Origin of the sequence: Sphingomonas phyllosphaerae, from assembly GCA_036946405.1 — a bacterium.
GTDB lineage: Bacteria > Pseudomonadota > Alphaproteobacteria > Sphingomonadales > Sphingomonadaceae > Sphingomonas > Sphingomonas phyllosphaerae_D.
The window spans coordinates 150,987-163,862 of record JAQIJC010000001.1; the positions used below are offsets into that span (position 1 = coordinate 150,987).

General features: G+C 68.4%; 12 protein-coding genes. 3 read left to right on the forward strand and 9 right to left on the reverse strand.

Features of this window, described 5'->3' with window-relative positions:
• Nucleotides 1-114 precede the first annotated feature (114 nt).
• Nucleotides 115-288, forward strand: coding sequence for a hypothetical protein (locus PGN12_00685; protein ID MEH3102406.1), 174 nt, complete (start codon nucleotides 115-117; stop codon nucleotides 286-288).
• A 96-nt stretch (nucleotides 289-384) separates the two neighbouring features.
• Here the strand turns inward: PGN12_00685 and PGN12_00690 are convergent, their stop codons facing one another.
• The 9 genes from PGN12_00690 to PGN12_00730 all read right to left on the reverse strand — a co-directional run bounded on the left by PGN12_00690 (nucleotide 385) and on the right by PGN12_00730 (nucleotide 11,051).
• Complete coding sequence (locus PGN12_00690; GenBank protein ID MEH3102407.1) at nucleotides 385-969, reverse strand: STN domain-containing protein; 585 nt, start codon at nucleotides 967-969, stop codon at nucleotides 385-387.
• Nucleotides 970-1,014: 45 nt separating this feature from the next.
• Nucleotides 1,015-1,488: a DUF1440 domain-containing protein gene (locus tag PGN12_00695; GenBank protein ID MEH3102408.1), complete on the reverse strand. Its 474-nt coding sequence runs from the start codon at nucleotides 1,486-1,488 to the stop codon at nucleotides 1,015-1,017.
• Between the two features lie 197 nt (nucleotides 1,489-1,685).
• Nucleotides 1,686-2,078, reverse strand: coding sequence for a cytochrome c-type biogenesis protein CcmH (locus tag PGN12_00700; GenBank protein ID MEH3102409.1), 393 nt, complete (start codon nucleotides 2,076-2,078; stop codon nucleotides 1,686-1,688).
• Nucleotides 2,075-2,602, reverse strand: a complete 528-nt coding sequence (locus PGN12_00705) for a DsbE family thiol:disulfide interchange protein (protein ID MEH3102410.1) — start codon at nucleotides 2,600-2,602, stop codon at nucleotides 2,075-2,077. Before PGN12_00705 ends, PGN12_00700 begins: the two co-directional genes overlap by 4 nt.
• Nucleotides 2,599-4,524: a heme lyase CcmF/NrfE family subunit gene (locus PGN12_00710; protein MEH3102411.1), complete on the reverse strand. Its 1,926-nt coding sequence runs from the start codon at nucleotides 4,522-4,524 to the stop codon at nucleotides 2,599-2,601. The genes PGN12_00705 and PGN12_00710 overlap by 4 nt, the downstream gene beginning before the upstream one ends.
• Nucleotides 4,525-4,729: 205 nt before the next feature.
• Nucleotides 4,730-4,987 (reverse strand): hypothetical protein, encoded by a 258-nt coding sequence (locus PGN12_00715; protein MEH3102412.1) that lies wholly within the window; start codon nucleotides 4,985-4,987, stop codon nucleotides 4,730-4,732.
• A 66-nt stretch (nucleotides 4,988-5,053) separates the two neighbouring features.
• Entirely contained in the window at nucleotides 5,054-6,544 is a 1,491-nt protein-coding gene (locus PGN12_00720; protein ID MEH3102413.1) for an efflux transporter outer membrane subunit, read from the reverse strand.
• Between the two features lie 61 nt (nucleotides 6,545-6,605).
• The gene (locus PGN12_00725; protein MEH3102414.1) at nucleotides 6,606-9,809 is read right to left on the reverse strand and encodes an efflux RND transporter permease subunit; all 3,204 of its coding nucleotides are present in this window, start codon (nucleotides 9,807-9,809) and stop codon (nucleotides 6,606-6,608) included.
• Between the two features lie 6 nt (nucleotides 9,810-9,815).
• On the reverse strand, nucleotides 9,816-11,051 hold the full coding sequence (locus PGN12_00730; GenBank protein MEH3102415.1) for an efflux RND transporter periplasmic adaptor subunit: 1,236 nt from the start codon (nucleotides 11,049-11,051) through the stop codon (nucleotides 9,816-9,818).
• Between the two features lie 103 nt (nucleotides 11,052-11,154).
• Here PGN12_00730 and PGN12_00735 point away from each other — a divergent pair, with 103 nt between their 5' ends.
• On the forward strand, nucleotides 11,155-11,802 hold the full coding sequence (locus tag PGN12_00735; GenBank protein MEH3102416.1) for a TetR/AcrR family transcriptional regulator: 648 nt from the start codon (nucleotides 11,155-11,157) through the stop codon (nucleotides 11,800-11,802).
• A 95-nt stretch (nucleotides 11,803-11,897) separates the two neighbouring features.
• A complete protein-coding gene (locus PGN12_00740; GenBank protein MEH3102417.1) occupies nucleotides 11,898-12,875 on the forward strand; it encodes a substrate-binding domain-containing protein in 978 nt (325 codons plus the stop codon).
• Nucleotide 12,876: the final 1 nt, after the last annotated feature.

The window sequence follows — 12,876 nt, forward strand, 5'->3', positions numbered from 1 at the left end:
CGAGTCGCCAAGAAGAAGAGCCAATGCATAACGATTGCAGAACCGTATCCCGCGCGGGCCCCGGCCCGTCGCGGCGGCTAGCGTCGGGCGCGCCGGCGTGGCACAGCGCCCAGCATGGCTCCTCCCTCGCGCAACACCTCCGCCGGCGGCTTTCCCATTGCGATCGGCGCATTGGGCGGCACGGCAATCGGCCTCTACGCCGGGCAGCCCTCGATCGGGTTCCTCGCCGGGATCGCCGCGGGCGTCACGCTGGCGGTAATGATCTGGTGGCGGGAGCGGGAACGATAAGCTGCCGCCGCCCCGAACCTGATCCGGGGCCCCGCTTTTTGGCACTGCTCGCCGAGAAGAAGCGGGATCCCGGATCAGGTCCGGGATGACGGTTCGCTACTTGACCGGCGCGACCCAGCCCAATGCCAGCGGCGCGGGCGGTGTGCCGATCTTGCGGGCGACGCGATCGAGCTGCTCGTTATAGCGGATACGATCGGCGACATTCAGATGCGCCTGCTCGTTCACCTCGCGCGCAACCGCCTTCTCGACATGGCGCAGCGTATGGCCGACATCGGCCGCGCGGACCCTGCCGATCGCCTCGCGCTCGCGCTGTTCGGCGGTGGTGGCGCGCAGCGTCGCGACACGGCGCGCGAACCGCTCCTGCTGGCGACGGTCGATCCGCCAGTGCCCCTTGTAGCGCGCCGCCTCCAGCCCGCTCCCGCGCAACGAGCGATAGAGCGCGTCGCGCGGGACCATCCGCCCCTTCAGCCGTCGCGCCTGCTTGTCGGCGAGCAACGTCGTGTCGACCTCCATGAAGCAGCCCGACAGATGCGCGAGCGCCTGCACGCGCTCGTCCATCCGCTGTTCGGGCAGATCGATGCGCACCTTCTCGCGCGTGCATTCCGCCGCGGCCGGCAGCGCGGCGAGCAGGGCGCAGGCCGTGCCCAGCAGGGCGAGCGGACGGACGATCGGCGAGAACATGGACGGTACCCCCGGAGACAAGGACAATGGGTTAGCGCGCGGCGCTCAGCCCGGCAACGCCTCGCCCGCGCGGCGCGCACCCTCAAGCGCGACTCCGAACACGAGATGCGAGGCGAGGCCATAAGCGTTCCCCGGCACCTCCGCCTCCGGCCACGGCCCCCAGCCCGCCGCGGGCACCAGCACGTCGTCGAGCAGCAGCATCGTGGTCAGGCCGGTCGGAACGCCCCAGCCCTTGGCCAGATCCGGCCATTGCCGCACCGCCAGCGCATAGCCGCCGCCAATCGCCGCTCCCAGAGCGTAATGCATCGCCGAGCCCGCCGCTTCGCGATGCTTCTGCGTGACCGGGCGGCCCTCGATCGCGTTGCTGAGCGTGTCGGCGGCCTTGACCGTCGACGGGTCGTCATCGCCGCCGTCCATCCCGAACGCGGGCGCGGCGAGGTCCTGAAAGCGATCCATGACGAACGAGGCGACCAACCCGGCGCCGACGCCGATCAGGGCAGTGGTGAACAACGAATGCATCACGATCTCCCGAGCCATCGAGACATCTGCGAAAGTCCGCAGACCGCTACAAACCGTTCCTCACCCCGGACTTGTTCCGGGGGCTTCACTACGCCGCAAATTTATGGCCTGCGCGCTCGCGGAACGGTGGATGCCGGAACAAGTCCGGCATGACGGGTGGAGTTTCGCAGACGCCTCGAACGATCACGGGCACCACACTACCGACGGCGGAAGGTCGCGCGCGCCAGCCACGCGCCCAACGCGAGCAGCACCAAAGGCGCGAGCCACAGCGGCAGGGTCGCGGCGCGCAGCGGCGGGGCGTAGCTGACATAATCGCCATAGCGCGCGATCAGCCACGACCGCACCGCTTCGGGCGCCTCGCCCTTTGCGATCCGCTGGCGGACCAAGGCGCGCATCTCGCCCGCCATATCGGCATCCGAATCGGCGATCGACTGCCCCTGACAGACGACGCAGCGCAGCGTCTCCATCAGCGCGCGCGCCTGTCGCTCCTGATCGGGGTCGCGCAACTGGGTATAGGCGAGCCGTGGCAGCGCGGTCTGCGCGGCGAGTGGCGCGGCGAGCAGTAGCGCGACGACCGCCAGCGCCCTCATTTCGCGTCCGCCAGCGCTTGCAGGAGTTGCGGCACGTCCTCGGCGCGGATGTCGCCGACATGCTGGGCGCGGATCACGCCCTTGCCGTCGACGACAAACGTCTCGGGCACCCCCGACGAGCCGAGCGCGAGCTGGACGCGGCTGTGCGCATCCGCGCCGACGCGGGCATAGGGATCGCCGTTGCGGCGCAGGAAGGCGGAGACGTCGCCGGGCGTGTCCTTGATCGCGATCGCGTCGATCGGGACACCGGCGGCCTTGAGGGTCAGCAATTGCGGTGCCTCGGCAACGCACGGCACGCACCAGCTCGCGAAGACGTTGAGCAGCCGCGGGCTGCCCTGTCTGAAGTCGGCGCTGGTCAGGCCGGGCTTGCCGGGGGCGATCGCGGGCAGGACGAAGTCGGGCAGCGGTCGCCCGACCAGTGCCGAGCGCACCGTGCGGTCGGCGGGCTGCCACAGCCCCCAGGCGATCACCGCGACGATGATGCCGAACGCGCAGAGCGGCAGCCACACCAGCCAGCGCTTCACGCGAACGCCTCTGCGCGCTGCTTCGTCCGCCATAGCCGGTATTGATGCCCGACCAGCGACAGCGCGCCGCCGATCGCGATCATCGCCCCGCCCAGCCAGATCAATGTCACGAACGGCTTCCACCACAAACGCAGCTGCCAGCGCCCGTCGTCGCCCAGCGCGCCGAGCACCGTGTAGAGCTGCCCGTTCCACATCGTCGCGATCGCGCTTTCGTTGGTGGTCGTCACCGGCGTCGTGAAATAGCGGACCTGCGGCCGCAGCACGAAGCGCGCGCCGCCGTCGTCGGTGACCGCCAGCCGCCCCTCGAGCGCGCTCCAATTGTCGCTGACCAGCGGGCGCACGCCCTCCAGCCGGACGGTATAGCCCGCGATGCGCGCCGGATCACCGACCCCGACCGCGAGCAACGTCTCCTGCGTGTAGGCGGTGCTGATCGCCATCCCCGCCAGCGACACCGCGATGCCCAGATGCGCGATCACCATGCCCCACAGGTGCAGCGGCGCGCGCGCGAGGTTGCGCTTCGCCAGCGGCGCAACGCTCGCCACCGCCAGCCCGGCGGCCAGCGCCACGCCCGCCAGCGGCAGCACGCCGATCGGGCCGCCGAGGAGGAACACGCCGACCCCGGCGAACAGCGCTGCGGCGATCGCGGGGAAGGACCGCTGGATCAGCGCCTCGGCCTCGTCACGTCGCCAGCGCAGCAGCGGCCCCACCGCCATCACCGCGACCAGCAACAGCGCGATCGGCCCGGCGGTCGAATCGAAAAACGGCGGGCCGACCGACAGCTGGATGTCGAACGCCCCCGCGATGATCGGATAGAAGGTGCCGATCAGCACGATGCCGAGGATCACCGTCAGCAGCAGGTTGTTGGCGACCAGCGAGCCTTCGCGGCTGAACGGCTCGAACAATTTGCCCTGCCGGACCGTCCCGACCCGCGCGCCGAACAGCGCCAGCGCGCCGCCGATATAAAGCAGCAGCAGCACGAGGATGAACGCGCCGCGCCGCGGATCGACCGCGAAGGCGTGGACGCTGGTCAGGATGCCCGAACGGACGAGGAAGGTGCCGATCATGCTCATCGAGAAGGCGACCACCGCGAGCATCACCGTCCACGCGCGCAGGCCGTCGCGGGTGGCGAGCACCGTCACCGAATGGAGCAAAGCGGTCGCGGCGAGCCACGGCATCAGGCTGGCATTCTCGACCGGGTCCCAGAACCACCAGCCGCCCCAGCCTAGTTCGTAATAGGCCCAATAGCTGCCGGCGGTGATGCCGAGCGTCAGGAATATCCACGCAGCCAGCACCCATGGCCGCATCGCGCGCGCGAACGCCGGGCCGACATCGCGGGTGACGAGCGCGCCTACCGCGAAGGAGAAAGCGACCGACAGCCCGACATAGCCGGCGTAGAGCGTCGGCGGGTGGAAGGCGAGCCCGAGGTCCTGCAGCAGCGGGTTGAGCCCCGCGCCGTCGGCGGGCGCGGGATTTAGCCGCGCGAACGGGTTGGAGGCGAACAGCAGGAAGGCGTAGAAGCCGAGCGCGATCGCGGCCTGCGCGGCGAGTGTCGCGACGAGGGTGGGCTGCGCGAGGCGATGTTCGAACTTCGCGACCGCCGCACCGGCGACGCCGAGGATCGTCACCCACAGCAGCATCGAGCCTTCGTGATTGCCCCACGCGCCCGCGAATTTGTAGAGCCACGGTTTCATCGAGTGGCTGTTGGCGACGACCAGCGCGACCGAAAGATCGGTGTCGAGAAACGCGTTGATGAGCGCGGCCATCGCGATCGCGGCGAGCGCGCCCTGCACGATCGCCACCGCGCGGATCGCGCCGACCGCCTGCGGCATGTCCCGCCGCAGCGCGAGGACACCGAGCAGCACCTGCAAGGCGGCGAGCGCGGCGGCGAGCCATAACGCGGCGAGCCCGGTTTCGGCCGTCATGCGGGAAAATGCCGTTGAATCACTTGCCCGCCTTACGCCGGTTCGCGGGCGCGCGTCGAGGGTTGGCAGGGGCTGGCAGGACCGTTGCTTCTTTTCGTCATCCCGGACTTGATCCGGGATCCCACTTCTTCATCAGCGCCGGTCAAAAAGAAGCGGGCCCCGGATCAAGTCCGGGGCGACGAACCGGGACGGCAACATCCCTTCCTCAGATCCGCCGGTGCTTCCCGCCGTAATGCTGGCCGATATAGTCCTTGATCCGCGCCATCTCGGTCGCGGCGGCGCGGGTTGCCTCGGCGCAGCACGGCATCGGGTCGCGCTCCGCGGCCGAGGCGCGCATCGCGACACGCTCACACAAGGTTTCGACATCGGCGCGCGACAGGATGTTCTTTTCGCGCAGCACGCACAGCAAGCTCTGAAGAATCACCAGGCTTTCCTCGCCTGCGCGCACGTCCGGGGTGACCATCGCCCAATCCTCTCCGTCGTTTTTTCAAGGAGAGGGTACGCCGATCACCACCGGACGCAAGGGGCCTTATCGATCGGCCGTCTCGGGCACCTCTCCCGCCAAACCGCCGCCCAGCGCGCGGTACAGCTCGATGAGGTTGTTGGCCTGCGTCAGCCGGGTCGTCACCAGCTGCTGCTGCGCCGAATAGGCGGTACGCTGCGCATCGAGCGAGGTCAGGAACGAATCGACCCCGGCGCGATAGCGCGCGTCGGACAGCCGCGCCGCCACCGACGCCGCATTGGCGCGCGCGCCTTGCGCCGACAGTTGCTCACCGATCGTGCCGCGCTGCGCCAAGGCGTCGGCAACCTCGCGGAAGGCGGTCTGAATCGCCTTCTCATAAGTGGCGACCGCCGCCTCACGCGACGCCTTGGCATAGTCGAGGTTGCCGGCGTTGCGCCCGCCGTCGAACAGCGGCAGCTGGACCGATGGCGCGGCATTGTAGTTGAACGTGCCGCCGCCGAAGAGCCCCGACAGCGCCGAGGAGATCGTCCCGATCGTCGCGGTCAGCGAGATGCGCGGGAAGAACGCCGCGCGCGCCGCCCCGATATTGGCGTTCTGCGCGATCAGCTGATGCTCGGCCTGCAACACGTCGGGCCGGCGCAGCAGCACCGCCGAGGACACGTCGCCCGGCAGCGAGTCGCGCGTGAAGGCGACGGTGCCGAGCGAGTCTGGCAGTTGCTCCGCGGTGACGGTGGTGCCCGCCAGCAGGTTGAGCGCATTCTGGTCGCGCGCGACCTGCGCGGTCAGCGTCGCGATGTCGTTACGGGCGGCCTGATAATTGGTTTCGGCCTGCCGTGCTTCCAGCTCGGAGGCGACCCCGATCCGGAACTGCGCGCTGGTGAGCCGCACCGTCTCCTCGAAGGTCTTGAGCGTTTCGCGGCTGAGCCGAAGCTGCTCCTGATCGGCGGCGAGTTGCAGCCATGCGCTCGCCACTTCGGCGATCAGGCTGATCCGCGCGCTGCGCTGCGCTTCCTCGGTCGCGAAATATTGTTCGAGCGCGGCGCGGTTCAGGTTGCGGACGCGCCCGAACAGGTCGAGCTCGAACGCCGAGAAGCCGACATTGGCCGAGTAGAACTGGATGTTCGACGAGCTTTCGCCGACCGCGCCGCCCGCTGCGGCACCCGTGCCGCCACCGGTGCCGCCGGTCCCGGTGCCCGCGCCGGTTCCGGTGCCGGTGCCGGTGCCGCCGGCCGCAGCGCCGCCGCCGGCCGCGCCGATCGCGCCGAACAGGTTGTTGGTATAGGTCGCCGAGCCGGTGACGCCGGTGGTCGGAACGATCGCCGAGCGCTGGACGCGGTACTGCGCGCGCGCCTGGAGCACGTTGGCCGCCGCGACGCGCAGGTCGCGGTTGTTGGCCAGCGACGTCTCGATCACCTGCCGCAGCCGGGGGTCGAGGAAGAAGTCGCGCCAGCCGATCTGCGTCACGTCGGGCGCGTCGGTGGCGGCGCGCGGGTAGACGCCACCCTCCGGCAAGGCGAGCGGCACCGCGCCGGTCGGGCGTTCGTATTTGGGTGCCATGTTGCACCCGGCGAGCGCGCTGGTCAGCGCCAGCGCGGCGAGAAATGAACTAGTCTTCACGTCAGGCCCCCTGATGGGCGGTGTCGCCCGTGGGATGATCGTCATGCGCAGGCGCATCGTCGTGCGACTTCTTCTCGTCCTTGCCCCCCTCGTCCTTGCCATGCCCGAACAGGCGCAGCACGACGACGAAGAACATCGGCACGAAGAAGATCGCCAGCACCGTCGCGGACAACATGCCGCCGACCACGGCGCGGCCGATCGCATTCTGGCCACCCGCACCCGCGCCGGTCGAGATCGCCAAGGGCATCACACCGAATACGAAGGCGAGGCTGGTCATCAGGATCGGGCGCAAGCGCAGCTTGGCCGCCTCCACCGCCGCGTCGAAAGCGCTGAGCCCCTCGGCGATCCGCTCTTCGGCGAATTCGACGATCAGGATCGCGTTCTTGGCCGACACACCGATCGTGGTGATGAGCCCGACCTGCAAATAGATGTCCTTGTTCAGCCCGGTGAGCCACGCCGCCAGCACCGCACCGATGATGCCGAGCGGGACGACCAGCAGCACCGAGATCGGCACCGACCAGCTTTCATACAGCGCGGCGAGGCAGAGGAAGACGATCAGCAGCGACAGCCCGTAAAGCGCCGGCGCCTGCCCGCCCGACAGCCGTTCCTCATAGGACAGGCCGGTCCATTCCAGCGTCGTGCCCGGGGGCAGCTTCGCATGGATCTCCTGCAACGCTTCCATTGCGGCGCCGGTGCTCTGCCCCGGTCCCGGCGAGCCCTGCAGCTGCATCGCCGGCTGCCCGTTGTAGCGGGTCAGCGAGACGGGGGCGTTGGCCCATTCGAGCGTCGAGAAGGCGGTGAACGGCGCCATCTGGCCGTTCGCGCCGCGGACATAGAGTTCACCGACATCCTCGGGCGACATGCGATACGGCGCGTCGTTCTGGACATAGACGCGCTTCACGCGGCCGCGATCGATGAAGTCGTTGATGTAGCCGCCGCCCCATGCGGTCGCGATCGTCGAATTGACCGCCGACAGATCGAGGCCGAGCGCGCGCGCCTTGTCCTCGTCGATCTTGACCTTGAGCTGCGGTGCGTCCTCGAGGCTGAGGGGGCGGACCTGTGCCAGCCGCGGATCCTGCGCGGCCATGCCGAGCATCATGTTGCGCGCCTGCACCAGCTTCTCGTGGCCGATGCCGCCGGTATCGACCAGCTGCACGTCGAAGCCGGTGGCATTGCCCAGCTCCTGCACCGCCGGTGGGATCAGCGCAAAGATCAGGCCATCCTTATACTGCGACAGCGATCCCATCGCGCGGCCGACGATCGCCTGTGCGCGATTGTCGCCACCCGAACGCTCTTCCCACGGCTTCAGGTTGACGAAGACGAGGCCGGTGTTCTGGCCCTGACCCGCGAAGCTGAAGCCGTTGATCGTGAAGACGCCCTGGACGTTCTTGCCTTCCTGCTTGAGGAAGTGGTCGCGGGTGATCGCCAGCCCCTTGTCGGTGCGCGCGCTGCTCGCGCCCGCCGGGCCTTGCACCAGCGCGATCACGAAGCCCTGGTCCTCGTCCGGCAGGAAGCCCGAGGGCAGCCGGATGAAGATCAGCGCCATCCCCGCGACGATCAGCAGATAGACGAACAGCGAGCGCTTCCAGTGACGCGCGGTGCTCTTCACCCCGCCTTCGTAGCGATGCTGCGCGCGGTCGAACTTGTCGTTGAACCAGCGGAAGAAGCGCGCCAGCGGCCCCCTGCCTTCCTGCTTGTTCGGATCGTGCGGCTTGAGGATCGTCGCGCACAAAGCCGGCGTCAGGATCAACGCCACCAGCACCGACAGGACCATCGCCGAGACGATCGTGATCGAGAACTGGCGATAGATCACGCCGGTCGACCCGCCGAAGAACGCCATCGGCAGGAACACCGCCGACAGCACGAGGCCGATGCCGACCAGCGCGCTGCTGATCTCGTCCATCGACTTGCGCGCGGCTTCCTTCGGCGAAAGATGCTCGGTGACGATCAGGCGCTCGACGTTTTCGACGACGACGATCGCGTCGTCGACGAGCAGGCCGATCGCCAGCACCATGCCGAACAGGGTCAGCGTGTTGATCGTGTAGCCGGCCAGCGCCATCACCGCGAAGGTGCCGAGCAGCACGACCGGCACCGCGATCGTCGGGATCAGCGTCGCACGCCAGTTCTGGAGGAACAGGAACATGACGAGGAAGACGAGCACCACCGCCTCGATCAGCGTGTGGATCACCTGCTCCACCGACAGCCGCACGAACGGCGTGATGTCGTAAGGGTAGATGACCTTCACGTCGGCGGGCAGCGTCTTACCGATCTCGGCGACGCGCGCCTTGAGCAGGTCGACGGTGTCGAGCGCGTTCGCGCCCGCGGCCAGCCGGACGCCGAAGCCCGACGCCGGCTTGCCGTTATATTGCACGTCGAAGCCGTAATTCTCGGCACCGATCTCGACGCGTGCGACGTCGCGCAGCCGGACCACCGACCCGTCCGTGCCCGTCTTCAGCCGGATGTTGCCGAACTGCTCGGGGGTCTGGAGTCGCGACTGAACCGAGACGGTCGCGTTGAGCATCTGCTCCTTGGGCGCGGGCTGCGCGCCGATCTGGCCGGCGGAAACCTGCGCGTTTTGCGCCTGCACCGCCGACGTCACGTCGGCGACGGTCAGCGCGTAATTGTTGAGCTTGAGCGGATCGAGCCAGATGCGCATCGCATATTGCGAGCCGAACACCTGCAACTCGCCGACGCCGTTGATGCGGCTGACCGGGTCCTGGAACTTCGACACGACCATGTCGGCCAGATCGTTGTTGCTGTGCGAGCCGTCCGTGGAGACGAGACCGACGACCGCGAGGAAGCTGGCCGCCGACTTGGTCACCTGGATGCCCTGCCGCTGCACTTCCTGCGGAAGCAGCGGGGTCGCCGCCTGCAGCTTGTTCTGGACCTGCACCTGCGCGATGTCGGGATCGGTACCCTGTTCGAAGGTCAGCGTGATCGTGACCACGCCCGCCGACGAGGACGAAGAGGAGAAATAACGCAGATTGTCGATGCCGCGCAGCTGCTGCTCGATGATCTGCGTGGTGGTGCGCTCGAGTGTTTCGGCGTCGGCGCCCGGATAGGTGGCGGCGATCGCGACCGCCGGGGGCGCGATCTCGGGGAACTGGGCGATCGGCAGGCTGCGGATCGCGATGATCCCCGCCAGCATAAGCCCCACGGCGATGACCCATGCGAAAATGGGCCGGTCGATGAAAAAGCGCGACATGCGGCGTTACTTTCCCTGGGCCGGCTGGCCCTGACCCTGCTGGCCCTGCGCCGCGCCGCCCGGCGCACTGGGCTGGGCGGGCTTGGCGTTCGGATTGTAGGGCACGGCCTTCACCGGCATTCCCGGACGCAGCATCATCGCGCCTTCCATGACCACCTTGTCGCCCGGATTGAGCCCGGCGGTGACCAGCCAGTTGTCGCCGATGGTGCGCGGCGCGGTCAGCTGGCGCGGCTGGAGCTTGCCGTCGGCACCGACGACCAGCACGCTGGGATTGCCACGCTCGTCACGCGTCACCGCGCGCTGCGGCACCAGGATCGCGTTGCTCTTCGTGCCCTCGACCAGCTCGGCGCGGACGTACATGCCCGGCAGCAGCAGCCCCTTGGGGTTCGGGAACAAGGCGCGGATCGTCTGGGTGCCGGTGTTCGGATCGACGCTGACGTCGGCGAATTGCAGCTTGCCCTCGATCGGATAGACCGAGCCGTCCTCCAGCCGTAGCCGGACGCGCGCCGCCGTGCCGCCACGCGCCAGATCGCCCGCGGCGATCTGCTGGCGCAGCTTGAGCAGATCGGCGCTCGACTGCGAAACGTCGACATAGATCGGGTCGAGCCGCTGGATCGTGGTCAGCGGGTTGGTCTGCGCCGCGCTGACCAGCGCACCGGTGGTCGTCACCGAGCGGCCGATCCGGCCGGAGATCGGCGCGCGGATCGTGGTCCGCGCGAGATCGATCTGCGCCGAACGCAGCGCCGCCTGCTGCGCGGCGACATCCGCCTGCGCCTGCGCGGCGGTGGTCACGGCGTTCTCGTAATCCTGCCGTGCGATCGCGTTGATCTTGACCAGTTCGCCATAGCGGCGCTGGAGCGCGGCACTCGACGCGATCGCGGCGCGCGCGCGCGCCACGGCGGCGCGCGCGCTGGCGACCTGCGCCTGATACGGCTGCGAGTCGATGCGGTAGAGCGGCTGCCCGGCACGGACGAGATCGCCCTCGGTGAAGAGTCGCGCGGTGACGAGGCCGTTGACCTGCGGTCGCACCTCCGACGTTTCGAAGGCGGTGGTCCGCCCCGGCAAGGTCGTGGTCAGCGTCACCGACTGCGGCTGCACGGCCAGCACGCTCACTTGTGGCGGCCCGGCCTGCGCCTGCTGTTGTTGCTGCTGTTCGGCGTTGTTCCCGCCGCCACACGCCGCGAGCGGCACCAGCATCATCGCGGCGACCGCGAACCCCGTTTTCGGCCCCATTTTCGGCATGGACATCTCTTATGAAGTGTGTGAGTGATCGCTCACTCACGAATGCTGCTACTGCGAAGAGCTGGCATCGTCAAGCTGGGAAGAAGATGGTCGGCGTAAATTGATGCAGCGGTGTAACCAAGGATGTCCGGAAACCGACGCTGTCTTCCCCCGTGACCGGAGCGGGAAAGCAAACGCACGTCGGGCGAAAATTGTTCAGGCAGCCCGGGAACTTTTTGCGGAGCACGGCTTCCACGCCACCAGCATGGCGAAACTGTCGGAACGGTCAGGGGTGCTGGTCGGCCAGATCTATCGCGACTTCGCCAACAAGGAGGCGATCGTCGCCGCCTTGGTCGAACATGACCTCGACGAGTTTCTGGCCGGTGACGAACTGTGTGCGGCGCGCTGCACTGCCGATCGGACGATGGTGCGCGACTGGATCGCGCGCTTCATCGCCTGCAACGACCTCAACGACACGCGGTTGATCGCCGAGATCATGGCCGAGGCGAATCGCAACCAGCGGATCGCCGAAATCTTCGATGCGATGGACGATCGCCTGCGCGGGCAGCTGGTCCGGGCGCTGCGGATCATCGCACCCGGCGCGACCGACGAGGGCCGCATCGCGCGGCTCGGCGAGTCGATCCTCATCATGGCGGGCGGCATGTGCCAGCGGCGGCTGATGAACGCCCGGTGCACCGATCCGGAGGTGCTCAAGCTCTTGATGGACTTCATCGACGGCGAGATCGCCGCGATCGAGCGCGAGCAAGGCTGAGCGCCCACCTGCGACCATGACCCGCATTGCGACACGGCGACGACCGACTATGAAGCGATCGGAAAGAGCGGGGACATGACGCGGTGGCGACGGCGATGAAGCTGGCCGATCTGGCAGCGATGGCGGGGGTTTCCACGGCAACCGTCTCGCGCGCGCTTTCGGGGCATCCCTCGGTCAGCAAGACCACGCAGGAGCGTATCCGCGCGCTGGCCCGCGAACATGGCGTGCGCCCCAACCAGCTCGCGCGCAATCTGCGGCTGCGCAGCACCGGCGCGATCGCGCTCGCCATGCCGCTGGGCCATGCGCGCACCCAGCATTTGACCGACCCATTCTTCCTGAGCCTGCTGGGGTTTCTTGCCGATCTGTTGGTGGATCGTGGCTACGATATCCTGTTGTCGCGCGTGCTGCCCGAGAATGACGAATGGCTCGACCGGCTGGTCGACAGCGGGCGCGTGGATGGGGTGCTGCTGGTCGGACAATCCGACCAATATGACACGATCGAGCGCGTGGCCGCCCGCTATGCGCCGCTGGTGGTCTGGGGGGTCAATCGCCCGGGGCAGCGGCATCTGACGATCGGATCGGACAATATTCTGGGCGGACGTATCGCGGCGACGCACCTGCTCGGGCTTGGACGTGGCCGTCTGCTATTTCTCGGCGATCCCGCGCCACCGGAGTTTGCGGATCGGTTGGCGGGGTTCCGGGACGCCGCCGGTCCGGTGCCGGTCGAGGTGCTGTCGTGCGGCATGGACCCGGATGCGGTCCATGCCGCAGTGCGCGCCCGGCTGGCAAACGGTGACCCGCCCGACGCGATCTTCGCCGCCTCGGACGTCGCGGCGATGAGCGCGTTGCGCGCGCTGACCGAGGCCGGACTCGACGTGCCCGGCGATGTCGCGGTGATTGGTTATGACGACGTGACGCTCGCCGCGCACACGTCGCCGCCGCTGACGACGATTCGTCAGGATCTGGTCACGGGGACGCGGCTGATGGTCGAGGCATTGGTGCGCCGTATCGCAGGCGAGCCCGTGGACAGCACCATCGTCGCGCCTGAACTGATCGTCCGCAGCTCCGCCTGAC